This window comes from Usitatibacter rugosus (assembly GCF_013003965.1).
In the GTDB taxonomy this organism is placed as follows: Bacteria; Pseudomonadota; Gammaproteobacteria; order Burkholderiales; family Usitatibacteraceae; genus Usitatibacter; species Usitatibacter rugosus.
This window is the reverse complement of the sequence record NZ_CP053069.1, coordinates 337,793-352,241: the sequence shown is the minus strand read 5'-3', so window position 1 is coordinate 352,241 and position 14,449 is coordinate 337,793. Positions and strand designations below refer to the sequence as shown.

Here is a 14,449-nt window from a genome sequence, read left to right as displayed (position 1 = left end):
ATATGATGCGCCTTGCTGGAGCGAGTTGTAAAGAACGCCCGGTCAGCGTCCGGCGAGGGCGTTTTCCACGGTCTCGACCAGCTTGGGATCGTCGGGCTTCACGCGGGAATTGAAGCTGCCCACGGGCTCGCCCTTCCGGTTCAGCACGTACTTGTGGAAATTCCATTTCGGGGCCTCGCCGGTCTTCGCCGCGAGGCCCTTGTAGAGGGGCGTGGCCTCGGTTCCGGTCACCACGGTCTTCTCGTACATGGGGAATCGGACCTTGTAGGTGCGCTCGCAGAAGTCCGCCACCTCGGCGTTGGTGCCGGGCTCCTGCTTGCCGAAGTCGTTCGAGGGGAAGCCGAGCACCACGAGCCCCTGGCCCTGGTACTTCTCGTAGAGTTTCTCCAGTCCCTCGTATTGGGGCGTGAAGCCGCAATAGCTCGCCGTGTTCACGACCAGGACGACCTTGCCCTCGTAGCGGCAGAGGTCGTCGGCCTTGCCCTGGAGGGTGCTCAGCTTCTGGTCGAGGAGCGTCGGGCAGGCGGCGGCGGCGAGGCCGGGGGCCAGGAGCAGGGAAGCAGCGAGGAGGCGGAGGTTCATGGGGCGGCCTGGGGGAAGGGTCGAATCCCTATGATACGGACGCCCGGGGCCGTTCCGATGTGGCCTCGCATTCCGGCACCGGACCCTGCTGCCGCCGGACAGGGACAGGCTATAATTTCAGGTACTTACACGAGCCGCCCCCCGTCATTCCCGAGCAGCTTGCCCCCGAGTGACTCGATCGGGGGGCGGGAACCTAGTCGGCCCCGCAATCCGAATGCCTCTCCACGTCCTCGGCATCAACCACCACACGGCCCCCCTCGAGGTCCGCGAGAAGATCGCGTTCCCCGCCGAGCGGCATGCGGCCGTGCTGGCGGAGCTGGCGGCCCAGGCGGGTGTGGCCGAGGTGGTGCTGGTTTCGACCTGCAACCGCACCGAGGTCTACTGCGACGCGGCGGACGGCGCGGCGGTCCGGGCGTGGCTATTGGCCGAAGCGCAGCGCGCCGGAACCTCCCTCGAATCCCTCCTCTACCTCCACGCCGGCGACGATGCCGTGCGCCATGCCTTCCGCGTCGCCTCGGGGCTGGACTCGATGGTCCTGGGCGAGCCGCAGATCCTGGGCCAGGTGAAGGAGGCGGTCCGCACGGCGGAAGCCGCCGGCACCCTGGGCTCGCTGCTGCACAAGCTCTTCCAGCAGACCTTCGCCGTGGCCAAGCGCGTGCGCACCGAGACGTCCGTCGGCGCCCAATCGATCTCCATGGCCTCGGCCGCGCTCAAGCTCTCGCAGAACCTGTTCGGCGACCTCTCGCAGAGGCGCGTGCTGCTGGTGGGCGTGGGCGAGATGGTCGAGCTCGCCGCGACGTACTTCGCCGCCCAGCGCCCGGCGGCGATCGTCGTGGCCAACCGCACGCTCGAGCGCGGCGAAGCATTCGCCGAGCGATTCGCGGGCGAGGCGATCGCGCTCGCGGACGTGCCCGCCCTGCTCTCCACCTTCGACATCGTCGTGACCGGAACCGCGTCGCCGGAGCCGATCCTGCACAAGGCCCATTTCAAGCAGGCCCTGAAGGCGCGCCGCCACCGGCCGATGTTCGCCGTGGACTTCGCCGTGCCGCGCGACATCGAGCCCGAGGCCGCGGAGCTCGAGGACCTCTTCCTCTATTCGATCGACGATCTCGGGAAGATCGTCCAGGAAGGCACCGAGCAGCGCAAAGCCGCGGCCACCGAGGCGGAGACGATCATCGCCTCCCAGGTCGGAGCGTTCCGCGCGTGGCAGGCCACGCGCGCCGCGGTGCCGGTGATCGTGCAGCTTCGCAGCAAGGCCGAGCAGTACCGCAGCACCGAGCTCGCGAAGGCCAAGGCGCGCCTCGCCCGCGGCGAGGACGTGAACGCCGTGCTCGAGTCGCTCGCCCAGGGCCTCGCCAACAAATTCCTGCACCACCCCACTCAGGCGCTCGCCCGCGCCGGGGACGACGACCGCGCCCAGCTGCAACGCGCGATCGACGTGCTGTTCCCCGACGCCGAGGGCGAGGACAAGCGATGAAGCCCTCCATCGCCACGAAGCTCGCCGCGCTCGACACGCGCCTGAAGGAGATCGACGCGCGCCTCGCCGACCCCGACGTCACCAACGACCTCGAGAACTACCGCAAGCTCTCGCAGGAGCGCGCCGAGATCGAGCCGGTGGTGCAGTCCTTCGGCGAGTACCGCAAGGCCGAGGGCGACGTCGCCGCCGCCGAGGAAATGGCGCGCGATCCCTCGATGCGGGAATTCGCCGACGAAGAAGTGAAGTCCGGCAAGGCGCGCGTGGAGCAGCTCGAAGCGGAGCTCCAGGCGATGCTGCTGCCACGCGATCCCAACGACGAGAAGAACCTGTTCATCGAGATCCGCGCCGGCACCGGAGGCGACGAGAGCGCGCTCTTCGCGGGCGACCTCTTCCGCATGTACTCGCGCTACGCCGAGCGCAACCGCTGGCAGGTCGAGGTCATGAGCGCGAGCGACGGTGACGCGGGCGGCTTCAAGGAAGTCATCGTGCGCATCGTCGGCCGCGGAGCGTACTCGCGCCTCAAGTTCGAGTCGGGCGGCCACCGCGTGCAGCGCGTTCCCGCCACCGAGACGCAGGGCCGCATCCACACCTCGGCCGCCACGGTCGCCGTGATGCCCGAGGCCGACGACACCGGCGAGATCGTCGTGAACCCGGCCGACGTGCGCGTGGACACCTATCGCGCGAGCGGTGCCGGCGGCCAGCACGTGAACAAGACCGATTCGGCGGTGCGCCTCACGCACCTGCCCACGGGCATCGTGGTCGAGTGCCAGGACGGCCGCAGCCAGCACAAGAACAAGGAGCAGGCCTGGCGAATCCTCTCGGCGCGCATCAAGGACAAGCAGGAGCGCGAGCAGCACGCGAAGGAAGCGTCGGAGCGCAAGTCGCTCATCGGCACCGGCGACCGCTCCGACCGCATCCGCACGTACAACTTCCCGCAGGGCCGCGTGACCGACCACCGCATCAACCTCACGCTGCACCAGATCGAGAAGATCATGGACGGCGACATGGGCGACCTGCTGGACGCGCTCGCCGCCGAGCACCAGGCCGACCAGCTCGCGAGCCTCTCCGACGCGGCCTGATGCGCACCATCCACGCCTCGCTCCAGGAAGCGGAGGACTCGATCGGCAAGGTGGACGCCCGCGTGCTCGTCTGCGAAGTGCTCGGCGTGGACCGCGCCTTCCTAGCGACCAATCCGTTCCACATCCTCACCGAGACCCAGGACGCGCGCATCGACATGCTGGTCGCGCAGCGCCTGATGGGCCACCCGGTCGCCTACCTCGTGGGCCGGCGCGAGTTCTACGGCCGCGACTTCGCCGTCGACGGCCACGTGCTCATCCCGCGGCCCGATACGGAGACGCTGGTCGAGGCGGCACTGAAGCGCATGGCAGGCGCGTGCAGCGTGCTCGACCTCGGAACCGGCAGCGGTGCGATCGCGGTCACGCTCGCGTGCGAACGTCCCGAAGCGCGCGTGACGGCGGTGGAGAAGGATTCGCAGACGCTGCAGGTCGCGCGGTCGAACGGCGAGACTCTCGCGCCGGGCCGCATCGAATGGCTCGAAGGAAGCTGGTTCGCGCCCGTGGCCGGACGCCGCTTCGACGTGATCGTCTCGAATCCACCGTACGTCGCCGCAAAGGACCCGCACCTGGGCCAGGGCGACCTTCGCTTCGAGCCGGAGGGCGCGCTTACCGACGGCAGCGAAGACGGACTGGGTTCCGTTCGCGCGATCGTGGTCGCCGCGCGCGACTACCTCGTGCCGGGAGGATGGCTGCTGCTGGAGCACGGATACGACCAGGCCGAGGCCGTCGCCAAGCTCCTCGAGGAAGCCGGATTCGAATCGCGCGAGAGCATTCGCGATCTCGCGGGCATTCCGCGCGTCGCCGTGGGCCGGCTCCCGGCCTAACGAGCCTCGAGCAGCTTCACGGCCCGCGCCGCGTCCGGCCGCAATCCATCGCCGCCGCTGCGCACGTACTCGCCGATCGCGCGGCGCATGCGCGGATCCCAGAACTTCTTGATGTGCTCGGCGATGCCCGCCGGTGCCTGGCCGGGCTCCTGCGATTCGAAGAACTGCGAGATCTGGTTGGCCATCTTCACCAGGCTGTCGTAGTTCGGCTGTCCGGCGTGGCTCATGGGACGAGGCGCTTTCCGTGCGCGTAGGCGACATGGCGGGCGTTGCGCGCGAAGCCCACGAGCGTGAGGTTGGATTGCTCGGCGAGGCGGATAGCGAGCTCGGTGGGCGCGGAGATCGCGGCGAGGATGCGGATGCCGACGGTCGCGGCTTTCTGCACCATCTCGCTGCTGGCGCGGCTCGTGATGACGGCGAAGCCCGCATCGAAAGCGTGGCCTTCCATCGCCATCGAGCCGATCAGCTTGTCGAGGGCGTTGTGGCGGCCGACGTCCTCGCAGGCGAGCTCGAGCGCTCCATCGGGCCGCGACCATCCCGCGGCGTGGACCGCGCCCGTGCGCTTGAAGAGATGCTGGTGCGCGGGCAGCCCGGCGAAGGCGCGGTGCAGCGCGGCGGGTGCGACGCGCGGACCTTCGGGCACCTGCGAGAGATCGCGGATCGCGTGCTGCAGGCTTTCCGTGCCGCAGAGGCCGCAGCCCGTGCGTCCGGCGAGGTTGCGCCGGCGTTCCTTCAACGCGACGAAGCGCTCCGAGGCGATCGTCATGCGCACTTCGATGCCCCCGTCCACGGCGACCGCTTCGACGTCATGCACCTCGGAGGCCGAGGCGACGATGCCCTCGGAGAGCGAGAAGCCCACGCCGAACGCCTCGAGGTCGAGGGGTGTGGCGAGCATCACGACGTGCGAGATGCCGTTGTAGACGAGGGCAACGGGCACTTCAGCCGCGATGTCCTCGGACACGTCGGTGGATTCGCCCTCGCTCCAGCGGACGCCGGCGCAATTCACGGACTCCAGCGGCAGCGCCGAAACCATCTCTTCGACGATCATGGCCTCACACCTTCGCCTTTTCCTTGTCGCGGATGCGCCGCTCCACGAGCTGCTCCTGCTGCTCGCGGAACTGGTGGAAGCGCTTCTGCCACTCGGAGGGTTGCGTGACCGGCAGGACCTGCACCGCCGTCACCTTGTACTCGGGACAGTTGGTGGCCCAGTCGGAGTTGTCGGTGGTGATCACGTTGGCGCCCGACTCGGGGAAGTGGAACGTCGTGTAAACGACGCCCGGCTGCACGCGGTCGGTGATCACGGCGCGCTGCACCGTCTCGCCCGAGCGGCTGGCGATGCCGACCCAGTCGCCTTCCTTGATGCCGCGCTCTTCCGCGTCGTGCGGGTGGACCTCGATGCGGTCCTCGTCGTGCCACGTGTTGTTGTGCGTGCGACGGGTCTGCGCGCCCACGTTGTACTGCGAGAGGATCCGGCCCGTGGTGAGGATGAGCGGGTAGCGCGAGTTCACCTTCTCGTCGGTCGGGATGTACTCCGTCACGATGAAGCGCCCCTTGCCGCGCACGAACGTGTCGATGTGCATGGTGGGCGTGCCGTCGGGCGCCGCGTCGTTGCAGGGCCACTGGATGCTGCCCAGCTCGTCGATGCGGTCGTAGCTCACGCCCTTGAACGTCGGCGTGAGGCGCGCGATCTCGTCCATGATCTCCGACGGATGCTTGTAGTCCATCTTGTAGCCGAGCGCATTGGACAGCGCCATCGTCGCTTCCCAGTCGGCCAGCCCCGCGAGCGGCGGCATCGCCTTGCGGACGCGCGAGATGCGGCGTTCGGCATTCGTGAACGTGCCGTCCTTCTCGAGGAACGACGCGCCCGGCAGGAAGACGTGCGCGAAGCGCCCCGTCTCGTTCATGAAGATGTCGTGCACCACGAGGCACTCCATCGCCTCGAGCGCGGCGGTGACGTGCTGCGTATTCGGATCGGACTGGGCGATGTCCTCGCCCTGCACGTACATGCCCTTGTAGGTCCCCTCGATCGCGCTCTCGAACATGTTCGGGATGCGAAGGCCCGGCTCGCTCTGCAGCGGCACGCCCCACGCGTCCTCGAACAGCTCGCGCACGGTGGTGTTCGACACATGGCGGTAGCCCGGGAACTCGTGCGGGAACGAGCCCATGTCGCACGAGCCTTGCACGTTGTTCTGGCCGCGCAGCGGGTTCACACCCACGCCCTCGCGCCCGATGTTGCCGGTGAGCATCGCAAGGTTCGCGATACCCATCACCATCGTCGAGCCCTGGCTGTGCTCGGTCACGCCCAGGCCGTAGTAGATCGCGCCGTTGCCGCCGTTGGCGTACAGGCGTGCGGCCGCACGCATCTCAGCCGCGGGAACGCCGGTGACCTCTTCCATCGCCTCGGGCGAGTTCTTCGGTTCCAGGATGAAGGCTTCCCACTTGGCGAACTCCGCCATGTCGCAACGCTCGGAGACGTAGTCGACCTTCGCGAGGCCCTCGGCGATGATCGTGTGCGCGAGTGCGTTGATGATCGCGACGTTCGTGCCGGGCTTCAGCTTCAGATGGTAGTCGGCCTTGTAGTGCGCGCCGTCGACCATCTCGGTGGTGCGGGGATCGACGACGATCAGCTTCGCGCCCTCGCGCAGGCGCTTCTTCATGCGCGAGGCGAAGACCGGGTGGGCGGCCGCCGGATTCGCGCCGATCACCATGATCACGTCGGCGAAGTCCACCGAATCGAACTCCTGCGTGCCGGCGGAGGTGCCCAGCGTCTGCCCGAGGCCGAAACCCGTGGGCGAGTGGCACACGCGGGCGCAGGTATCCACGTTGTTGTTGCCGAACGCGGCGCGCACCAGCTTCTGCACGAGGTAGGTCTCCTCGTTCGTGCAGCGCGACGACGTGATGCCGCCCACCGAATCGCGCCCGTACTTGGCCTGGATGCGCTTGAACTCGGACGCCGCATGGTTGACCGCGACTTCCCACGAGACTTCCTGCCAGGGGTCGGTGATCTTCGCGCGGATCATCGGCTTGGTGACGCGGTCCTTGTGCGTCGCGTAGCCCCAGGCGAAGCGGCCCTTCACGCACGAGTGGCCATGGTTCGCCTTGCCGTCCTTGTGCGGGACCATGCGGACGACTTCCGTGCCCTTCATCTCCGCGCGGAAGGAGCAGCCGACGCCGCAGTAGGCGCACGTCGTGATGACCGAGTGTTCCGCTTGTCCCTTCTCGATGACGGTCTTTTCCATCAGCGTGGCGGTCGGGCAGGCCTGCACGCAGGCGCCGCACGAGACGCACTCGCTGTTGAGGAAGCCGTCGTCCTGGCCGGCGGAGACGAACGAAGCAAAGCCGCGGCCGTCGATGGTGAGCGCGAACGTGCCTTGCGTTTCCTCGCACGCGCGCACGCAGCGCGAGCAAACGATGCATTTCGAGGCGTCGAACGTGAAGTACGGGTTCGACTCGTCCTTGCCTTCCTGGAGATGGTTCCGGCCTTCGAAGCCGTAGCGCACTTCGCGCAGGCCCACCGTACCGGCCATGTCCTGCAGCTCGCAGTTGCCGTTGGCGCTGCAGGTGAGGCAATCGAGCGGATGGTCGGAGATGTAGAGCTCCATCACGCCGCGCCGGACGTCGGCGAGCTTCTTCGTCTGCGTCTTCACCTTCATGCCGGGCTCGCACGGCGTGGTGCACGACGCGGGCATGCCGCGGCGGCCTTCGATCTCCACCAGGCACAGGCGGCAGGAGCCGAAGGGCTCGAGGCTGTCGGTGGCACAGAGCTTGGGTACTTTCACGCCCGCGTCCATGGCGGCACGCATGATCGAGGTGCCGACGGGAACGGAGACTTCCTGGCCGTCGATCTCGAGCGTGACGAGCTTCTCGCTCTTGCTGGCCGGCGTGCCGTAATCGGTGGGTGCGAGGCTAGGCATGGGTGAAATCCTTCTCGAAATGCTTGAGGGCGCTCATCACGGGGAACGGCGTCATGCCGCCCATGGCGCAGAGGGAACCGGCGAGCATCGTCTCGTTGAGATCGCGGAGCAGCGCGAGGTTCTTCTCGCGGTCGTTTACTTGGGGGCCGCCTTCGGCGTCTCGGCCGGCGATGATCTTGTCGATCACCTCGACGCCGCGGGTGGAACCGATGCGGCACGGCGTGCACTTGCCGCACGACTCGATGGCGCAGAACTCCATCGCGTAGCGCGCCATCTTCGCCATGTCGACCGTGTCGTCGAAGGCGACGATGCCGCCGTGGCCGACCATGGCTCCGATGGCCGCGAACGACTCGTAGTCGAGCGGCGTGTCGAACTGCGATTCGGGCAGGTAGGCGCCGAGGGGGCCGCCGACCTGCACCGCGCGGATGGGCCGACCCGAACGCGAGCCGCCGCCGTAGTCGTAGAGCAGCTCGCGCAGCGTCACGCCGAAGGCTTTCTCGACGAGACCTCCGTGCTTGATGTTGCCCGCGAGCTGGAAGGGCAGCGTGCCGCGCGAGCGGCCCATGCCGTAGTTCTTGTAGTACTCGGCGCCCTCGGCCAGGATCGTCGGGATCGCCGCGAACGTGATCACGTTGTTCACGACGGTGGGCTTGCCGAAGAGCCCCACGATCGCGGGCACCGGCGGCTTGAAGCGCACGATGCCGCGCTTGCCTTCGAGGCTCTCCAGGAGTGCGGTCTCTTCACCACAGATGTAGGCGCCGGCACCGCGGCGCACGCCGAGCTCGAAGTGGTCGAGGAACCCGGCGGCGGTGGCGATGCGGATCGCCTCCCGCAATGTGGCCTCGGCATACGGGTACTCGGAGCGCACGTAGATGTAGCCCTTGCGCGCGCCCACCGCGTGCGCGGCGATCGCCATGCCCTCGATGAGCATGAAGGGATCGCCTTCCATCAGCATGCGGTCGGAGAACGTGCCCGAGTCGCCCTCGTCGGCGTTGCAGACGATGTACTTCAGGTCGGCCGGCGTGTTCAGCACCGTGTTCCACTTGATGCCGGCGGGGAACGCAGCGCCGCCCCGGCCCCGCAGGCCCGAGTCCGTCACCGCCTTCACGATCTCCGCGCCGCCGCGATGGATCGCTTTCTCGAGGCCGACGAAGCCTCCATAGGCCCGGTAGTCGTCGATCGAGAGCGGGTCGATCACGCCCACGCGCGCGAAGGTGAGCCGCTCCTGCTTCGCGAGGTACGGGTGGTCCTCGGGCTTGCCCAGGCGCAGGCGATGCGGCGCTCCGTGCAGGAACTCCGCGTCGAAGAGGCTCGCGACATCGGCGGGCGTCACCGGGCCGTAGGCGATCCGTCCTTCCGGGGTCTGCACCTCGACCATCGGCTCCAGCCACGCGAGCCCGCGCGAGCCGTTGCGAACGAGGCGGACGGCGCAGCCGTTGCGGATGGCCTGCGACGCGATCTCGCGCGCGACCGTGTCGGCGCCGAGCGAGATGGCGCTCGAGTCGCGCGGGACGAAGACGGTGACGCTCATTTTCGCGCCGCCTTCACGAGCGCATCGAAGCGCTCCGGCGTCACGCGCCCGTGCAGGTCGTCGCCGATCATGATCGACGGGCCGCAGGCACAGTTGCCCAGGCAGAACACGGCCTCGAGCGTCACGGCGCCATCTTCGGTGGTGCCGTGGAAATCGACGCCGAGCGATTGCTTTGCATGCTCGACCAGCGCATCGGCCCCGACGGCCTGGCACGCCTCGGCGCGGCACACCTGCACGACGCGGCGCCCGGCGGGCTGCTGGCGGAAGTGGTGATAGAAGGTGACGACGCCATGCACCTCGGCCCGCGAGAGGCTCAACGCCTTGGCGATCACGGGCACGGAATCCTTCGGCACGTAGCCCAGCCGATCCTGCACTTCGTGGAGGATCGGCAGCAGCGCCCCTTCCTCCCGCTGGAGGTCGGCGATGGCTTGGTTCACCACGACCTGGCTCTCGTTCATCGCGCCCATGGGCGGCTCCTCGGAATTCGACGTCATATGCGAAAAGTCGCATATGCGACGCTTATTCAGCACGTTTCCCTATGGAAACTAGGGTATGGACACGGAGACCGCAATATGAGATTTTTTGCCACTTGGACAAGATCGTCATCCGTCCCTCGTGGACTTTCACCACCACCGCCGGCGAGCGCGTGGACCCGCGCCTGTTCGATCTCCTGGGCGCCATCCACGAAACCGGCAAGCTCACGCTCGCCACCAAGCGGATCGGCCTTTCCTATCGCCATGCCTGGGACCTGCTCGCGAAGTGGTCGGAGTTCTTCGGCAGCCCGCTGGTGATCATGGCGCGCGGCAAGGGAGCGTCGCTGGCACCGCTGGGTGAAAAGCTGCTGTGGGCGGAGCAGCGCAGCGATGCGAGCCTTTTCCCGCTCCTCGAGAACATCGCCTCGGAGCTGAACCTCGAGATCAATCGGCATTTGAAGCCGGCGCAGGAGCTGCTGCGCATCCACGCGAGCCATGGCTACGCGGTGGAGAAGATCCCGCGCGTGATGCGCGAGCACGGCCACGCCGACGTGGACCTGCAGTACATGGGCAGCGTCGAGGCGCTCCGCTCGCTCGGCCGCGGCGCCTGCGAGTTCGCGGGCTTCCACATGCCCGAAGGTGAGCTGGCGGCCGTGCTGCGCGCCCACTACGAGCCGGTAGTGAAGCCGCGGCAGCAAGTGGTCATCAAGCTCGTGAAGCGCACGCAGGGTCTCGTGGTTGCCAAGGGCAACCCGCTGGGCATCCGTGGCGTCGCCGACCTTGCGAAGCCGGGCATACGCTTCGTGAACCGTCAACGCGGTTCCGGCACGCGCGTGCTGCTGGACGGGATGCTGGCCGCGGCGCGTATCGACCCGCGCCACATTCCGGGCTATGCGGAAACCGGGGAGTTCACTCACGCCGCCGTGGCCGCCTTCGTGGCGAGCCACATCGCCGACGTAGGCATGGCCGTCGAGCCGGCCGCGCGCCACTTCAAGCTCGACTTCATTCCGCTGGTGGTCGAGCGTTACATGCTCGCCTGCGACAAGCGCACGCTGGATTTGCCCGCCGGGCGCGAGATGGTCTCGCTGCTGGGAGGGGATGCCTTCCGGGAAGCGGTCGGCGGGGAGCCGGGCTACACGCTCGACGACCCCGGCGTCGTCATCCCCATGGCGCAGGCCCTTGAATTGCCGGGTCGGCGCTAAAATATCGGTTAGCCAAGGAGATTGAAGCCATGAGCGTCCAGGACACCATCAAATCGCAGGTCACCGGCCACCCCGTCGTGCTCTACATGAAGGGCTCGCCCCAGTTCCCGCAGTGCGGCTTCTCGGCCAACGCCGTGCAGCTGCTCAAAGCCTCGGGCGCGCAGGAAATCTTCACGGTCGACGTGCTGCAAGACCCGGAGATCCGCCAGGGCATCAAGGAATTCGCCAACTGGCCGACCATCCCGCAGCTCTACGTGAACGGCGAGTTCGTCGGCGGCTCCGACATCATGAAAGAGATGTACCAGAGCGGCGAGCTGCAGACGCTCCTCACCGGCACCCAGAAGTAATGCGCCACGCGCGCGGCCCTACCAAGCTGCGCGTGATGTACGGGGCCGAGATCGCGATCGGCCCCGGCAAGGCGGAGCTGCTGCAGGCCATCTCCACCACCGGCTCCATCTCCGCTTCCGCCAAGCGGCTCGGCATGTCCTACCGCCGCGCCTGGCTGCTCGTGGACACGATGAACCGCTGCTTCCGCGAGCCCGTCGTCGCATCGGCGACCGGCGGCTCGGGCGGTGGTGGCGCCGTGGTCACCGACTTCGGCCGCCAGGTCCTCGAACGCTTCGCCGCCATGGGCCGCGCCGTCGACCGCGCCCTCGATCCCGAGCTCGAGCGCTTCGCCGACCTCCTGAAGTAGCCGTCATTCCCGCGAAGGCGGGAATCCAGCTGGGCCCCCGCCTTCGCGGGGGCGACGTCTTGGAGGTCGTTATATCTCGCTGTATATTACGGACATGAAGACCGCCCGAATCCTTCTCGCCCTCACCCTCTCCTTCCTCCTGCCCGCCGCTTGGGCCGAAGACTTCACCGTCTTCGCCGCCGCGAGCCTCAAGGAAGCGCTCGATGCCCAGGCCAAGGCCTTCGAGGCCGCGAAAGGCCACAAGGCCGCGATCTCGTACGCGGGCAGCAACGCGCTCGCGAAGCAGATCGAGGCCGGAGCGCCCGCGGCGCTCTTCATCTCGGCGGACACCGACTGGATCGACTACGTCGAGCAGAAGCAGCTCACCGTGCCGGGCTCGCGCGTGGACCTGCTGCGCAACGAGCTCGTCCTCATCGCGCCCGCCGCCTCCACCACCCCGCTCAAGATCGCGCCGGGCTTCGGCCTCGCCATGGCGATCGGCAACGGCCGGATCGCGATGGCCAACCCCGACGCGGTGCCCGCCGGCAAGTACGGCAAGGCGTCGCTCACGGCGCTCGGCGTATGGGACTCCGTGGCGCCGAAGGTGGCGGCCGCCGAGAACGTGCGCTCGGCGCTCGCCCTCGTCTCGCGCGGCGAGGCGCCCTTCGGCATCGTCTATCGCACCGACGCGATGGCGGACAAGGGCGTGCGCATCGTCGACACCTTCCCCGCGGGCACGCATCCGCCGATCGTCTATCCTCTCGTGATGCTGAAGACAGCGAAGGCAGGCGCGGCGCAGGAATTCGCCAGGTGGCTCGCGGCCCCCGAGGCGCGCGCCACCTGGGAGCGCTACGGCTTCCTGCGCAACTAGGCCTTGCTGAGCGCCGACGAATGGCGCGTCGTCGCGCTCTCGCTGCAGGTCGCCTTCTGGGGCGTCGCGGGTAGCCTGCCGCTCGGCATCGCCGTCGCCTACGTCCTCGCGCGTTACGACTTCCCGGGCAAGACGCTCTTCGATGCCTTCGTGCATCTCCCACTGGTGCTGCCGCCGGTGGTCGTGGGCTTTGCGCTGCTCGTGCTCTTCGGGCGCAACGGGCCCATCGGCGGCCTCCTCGAGCCTCTCGGCATCGTGTTCGCGTTCAAGTGGACGGGCGCCGCACTCGCCGCGGCGATCATGGGCTTCCCGCTCCTCGTGCGGGCGCTGCGCCTCGCATTCGAATCGATCGACCCGCGCCTCGAGCGCGCCGCGCGCACGCTGGGCGCCGGGCCGTGGCGCGTGTTCTTCACGATCACGCTGCCGCTCTCGGTTCCCGGTCTCGCCACCGGTGCGCTCCTCGGCTTCGCGCGCTGTCTCGGGGAATTCGGCGCGACGATCACGTTCGTCTCCAACATTCCCGGCGAGACGCAGACCCTGCCGCTCGCGATCTACACGTACACGCAGGTGCCTGGTGCCGATGCGCAGGCGCTCAAGCTCTCCGTCCTCTCGGTGATCCTCTCGCTCGCCGCGCTCGCCGCCAGCGAATGGCTGGTTCGCCGCAGCCGTGGAAAGTCCGCGCATGGTTGAAGTCGACGTCGCCATCGATCGCGAGGATTTCCACCTCGAAGCGGCGTTCGCGGCCGACGCACCGATCGTCGCACTGTTCGGACGCTCGGGCTCGGGCAAGAGCACGCTCGTGAATGCGATCGCGGGACTGGTGAAGCCCGCGCGCGGTCGCATCTGCGTCGCGGGCCGCGTGCTCTTCGATTCGCAGCGGGGCATCGACCTCGCACCCGAGTCGCGCCGCGTGGGTTACGTGTTCCAGGAAGGCCTGTTGTTCCCGCACCTCTCGGTGCGCGCGAACCTGGACTACGGCGAGCGCCTCACGCTCGTCACGGAGCGGTTCGTCGATCGCGCGCGCGTCACGGCACTGCTCGGGCTCGAGGCGTTGCAGGAGCGGCGGCCCAACACGCTCTCCGGCGGCGAGAAGCAGCGCGTCGCGATCGGCCGCGCGCTGCTTGCGAGCCCGCACGTGCTGCTGATGGATGAACCCCTTGCGTCGCTCGATGCGCCGCGCAAGGCCGAGATCCTCGCGTACGTCGAGCTGTTGCGCGACGAGCTGCGCCTCCCGATCGTCTACGTGAGCCACGCGCTCGAGGAAGTCACCCGCCTCGCGGACCACCTCGTCGTGATGTCCGAGGGCCGCGTCGTCACGAGCGGGCCGGCCGCGGAAGTGCTCGGGCGGAAGGATCTCTCGCCGCACCTCGGGCGCTTCGAAGCGGGCTCGGTCATCGAGTCGCGTGTCGCGAGCCTCGACGAGTCGTATGGCCTCACGACGCTCGTCTTCGACGGCGGCCAGCTCATCGTCCCCAACCTCGATGCGCTGCCGGGAGAGCCGGTACGCGCCCGCATCCGCGCCCGCGACGTTTCGATCGCGCTTCGGCGGCCGGAAGGCGTGAGCGTGCAGAACATCCTCCCCGCCGTCGTGGAGACCATCGGTGACGAGTTCGGAGCGATTGTCGACGTGCAGCTGCGCATCGGCCGCGAGACGCTCACTGCCCGCGTCACGCGCAAGGCCGTGCAGGAGTTGGGCCTCGCACCGGGCTTGGCCGTCTTCGCGATGGTGAAGGCCGTCTCCATCGACCGGCGCAGCGTCGGTTTCGCCTGAATAGCCCTTCGCGGCACCATAGGAACACGAGTTCATATCTGTCCGGGTGCGGGTC

Annotated in this window: 15 protein-coding genes; 9 read left to right on the top strand and 6 right to left on the bottom strand. The window is 68.2% G+C overall.

The window, feature by feature from the left end; all coding sequences use genetic code 11:
• Positions 1 to 42: 42 nt before the first annotated feature.
• Positions 43 to 582 carry a glutathione peroxidase gene (locus DSM104443_RS01855; RefSeq protein WP_171089007.1) on the bottom strand — a complete coding sequence of 180 codons (540 nt, stop codon included), beginning with the start codon at positions 580 to 582 and terminating at the stop codon, positions 43 to 45.
• Positions 583 to 796: 214 nt separating this feature from the next.
• Between DSM104443_RS01855 and hemA the strand changes: the two genes are divergently transcribed.
• From hemA to prmC, 3 genes are read left to right on the top strand one after another with little or no spacing between them, the layout of a single operon-like run.
• Complete coding sequence (gene hemA / locus DSM104443_RS01850) at positions 797 to 2,059, top strand: glutamyl-tRNA reductase (RefSeq protein WP_171089006.1); 1,263 nt, start codon at positions 797 to 799, stop codon at positions 2,057 to 2,059.
• A complete protein-coding gene (prfA, locus tag DSM104443_RS01845; protein ID WP_171089005.1) occupies positions 2,056 to 3,138 on the top strand; it encodes a peptide chain release factor 1 in 1,083 nt (360 codons plus the stop codon). Before hemA ends, prfA begins: the two co-directional genes overlap by 4 nt.
• The gene (prmC, locus tag DSM104443_RS01840; RefSeq protein WP_171089004.1) at positions 3,138 to 3,959 is read left to right on the top strand and encodes a peptide chain release factor N(5)-glutamine methyltransferase; all 822 of its coding nucleotides are present in this window, start codon (positions 3,138 to 3,140) and stop codon (positions 3,957 to 3,959) included. Before prfA ends, prmC begins: the two co-directional genes overlap by 1 nt.
• Here prmC and DSM104443_RS01835 read toward each other — a convergent pair.
• The 5 genes from DSM104443_RS01835 to DSM104443_RS01815 are packed head-to-tail and all read right to left on the bottom strand — an operon-like array spanning position 3,956 to position 9,862.
• Positions 3,956 to 4,186, bottom strand: coding sequence for a formate dehydrogenase subunit delta (locus DSM104443_RS01835; RefSeq protein ID WP_171089003.1), 231 nt, complete (start codon positions 4,184 to 4,186; stop codon positions 3,956 to 3,958). The two genes, prmC and DSM104443_RS01835, sit on opposite strands and share 4 nt — an antisense overlap.
• Positions 4,183 to 5,007 carry a formate dehydrogenase accessory sulfurtransferase FdhD gene (fdhD, locus tag DSM104443_RS01830; protein WP_212756894.1) on the bottom strand — a complete coding sequence of 275 codons (825 nt, stop codon included), beginning with the start codon at positions 5,005 to 5,007 and terminating at the stop codon, positions 4,183 to 4,185. The genes DSM104443_RS01835 and fdhD overlap by 4 nt, the downstream gene beginning before the upstream one ends.
• Before the next feature lie 4 nt (positions 5,008 to 5,011).
• A complete protein-coding gene (gene fdhF, locus DSM104443_RS01825) occupies positions 5,012 to 7,873 on the bottom strand; it encodes a formate dehydrogenase subunit alpha (protein ID WP_171089002.1) in 2,862 nt (953 codons plus the stop codon).
• Complete coding sequence (locus DSM104443_RS01820; protein ID WP_171089001.1) at positions 7,866 to 9,404, bottom strand: formate dehydrogenase beta subunit; 1,539 nt, start codon at positions 9,402 to 9,404, stop codon at positions 7,866 to 7,868. The genes fdhF and DSM104443_RS01820 overlap by 8 nt, the downstream gene beginning before the upstream one ends.
• A complete protein-coding gene (locus DSM104443_RS01815; protein ID WP_212757128.1) occupies positions 9,401 to 9,862 on the bottom strand; it encodes a formate dehydrogenase subunit gamma in 462 nt (153 codons plus the stop codon). Before DSM104443_RS01815 ends, DSM104443_RS01820 begins: the two co-directional genes overlap by 4 nt.
• Positions 9,863 to 9,993: 131 nt before the next feature.
• On the opposite strand from DSM104443_RS01815, the gene DSM104443_RS01810 reads away from it, so the two are divergent.
• The 6 genes from DSM104443_RS01810 to modC all read left to right on the top strand — a co-directional run bounded on the left by DSM104443_RS01810 (position 9,994) and on the right by modC (position 14,394).
• Positions 9,994 to 11,079 (top strand): substrate-binding domain-containing protein, encoded by a 1,086-nt coding sequence (locus DSM104443_RS01810; protein ID WP_246232448.1) that lies wholly within the window; start codon positions 9,994 to 9,996, stop codon positions 11,077 to 11,079.
• 29 nt (positions 11,080 to 11,108) lie between these two features.
• Entirely contained in the window at positions 11,109 to 11,426 is a 318-nt protein-coding gene (gene grxD / locus DSM104443_RS01805) for a Grx4 family monothiol glutaredoxin (protein ID WP_171088998.1), read from the top strand.
• Positions 11,426 to 11,773 carry a winged helix-turn-helix domain-containing protein gene (locus tag DSM104443_RS01800; RefSeq protein WP_171088997.1) on the top strand — a complete coding sequence of 116 codons (348 nt, stop codon included), beginning with the start codon at positions 11,426 to 11,428 and terminating at the stop codon, positions 11,771 to 11,773. Before grxD ends, DSM104443_RS01800 begins: the two co-directional genes overlap by 1 nt.
• 94 nt (positions 11,774 to 11,867) lie before the next feature.
• Positions 11,868 to 12,623, top strand: a complete 756-nt coding sequence (gene modA / locus DSM104443_RS01795) for a molybdate ABC transporter substrate-binding protein (protein WP_171088996.1) — start codon at positions 11,868 to 11,870, stop codon at positions 12,621 to 12,623.
• Between the two features lie 6 nt (positions 12,624 to 12,629).
• Positions 12,630 to 13,313 (top strand): molybdate ABC transporter permease subunit, encoded by a 684-nt coding sequence (gene modB / locus DSM104443_RS01790; RefSeq protein ID WP_425509627.1) that lies wholly within the window; start codon positions 12,630 to 12,632, stop codon positions 13,311 to 13,313.
• Positions 13,306 to 14,394 (top strand): molybdenum ABC transporter ATP-binding protein, encoded by a 1,089-nt coding sequence (modC, locus tag DSM104443_RS01785; protein WP_171088994.1) that lies wholly within the window; start codon positions 13,306 to 13,308, stop codon positions 14,392 to 14,394. The genes modB and modC overlap by 8 nt, the downstream gene beginning before the upstream one ends.
• The last annotated feature ends 55 nt before the right edge of the window (positions 14,395 to 14,449 follow it).

Bases quoted from the DNA above. Each gene is read 5' to 3' on its own strand.
- DSM104443_RS01855 (WP_171089007.1), bottom strand. From the start codon at position 582: ATGAACCTCCGCCTCCTCGCTGCTTCCCTGCTCCTGGCCCCCGGCCTC.
- hemA (WP_171089006.1), top strand. From the start codon at position 797: ATGCCTCTCCACGTCCTCGGCATCAACCACCACACGGCCCCCCTCGAG.
- prfA (WP_171089005.1), top strand. From the start codon at position 2,056: ATGAAGCCCTCCATCGCCACGAAGCTCGCCGCGCTCGACACGCGCCTG.
- prmC (WP_171089004.1), top strand. From the start codon at position 3,138: ATGCGCACCATCCACGCCTCGCTCCAGGAAGCGGAGGACTCGATCGGC.
- DSM104443_RS01835 (WP_171089003.1), bottom strand. From the start codon at position 4,186: ATGAGCCACGCCGGACAGCCGAACTACGACAGCCTGGTGAAGATGGCC.
- fdhD (WP_212756894.1), bottom strand. From the start codon at position 5,007: ATGATCGTCGAAGAGATGGTTTCGGCGCTGCCGCTGGAGTCCGTGAAT.
- fdhF (WP_171089002.1), bottom strand. From the start codon at position 7,873: ATGCCTAGCCTCGCACCCACCGATTACGGCACGCCGGCCAGCAAGAGC.
- DSM104443_RS01820 (WP_171089001.1), bottom strand. From the start codon at position 9,404: ATGAGCGTCACCGTCTTCGTCCCGCGCGACTCGAGCGCCATCTCGCTC.
- DSM104443_RS01815 (WP_212757128.1), bottom strand. From the start codon at position 9,862: ATGAACGAGAGCCAGGTCGTGGTGAACCAAGCCATCGCCGACCTCCAG.
- grxD (WP_171088998.1), top strand. From the start codon at position 11,109: ATGAGCGTCCAGGACACCATCAAATCGCAGGTCACCGGCCACCCCGTC.
- DSM104443_RS01800 (WP_171088997.1), top strand. From the start codon at position 11,426: ATGCGCCACGCGCGCGGCCCTACCAAGCTGCGCGTGATGTACGGGGCC.
- modA (WP_171088996.1), top strand. From the start codon at position 11,868: ATGAAGACCGCCCGAATCCTTCTCGCCCTCACCCTCTCCTTCCTCCTG.
- modC (WP_171088994.1), top strand. From the start codon at position 13,306: ATGGTTGAAGTCGACGTCGCCATCGATCGCGAGGATTTCCACCTCGAA.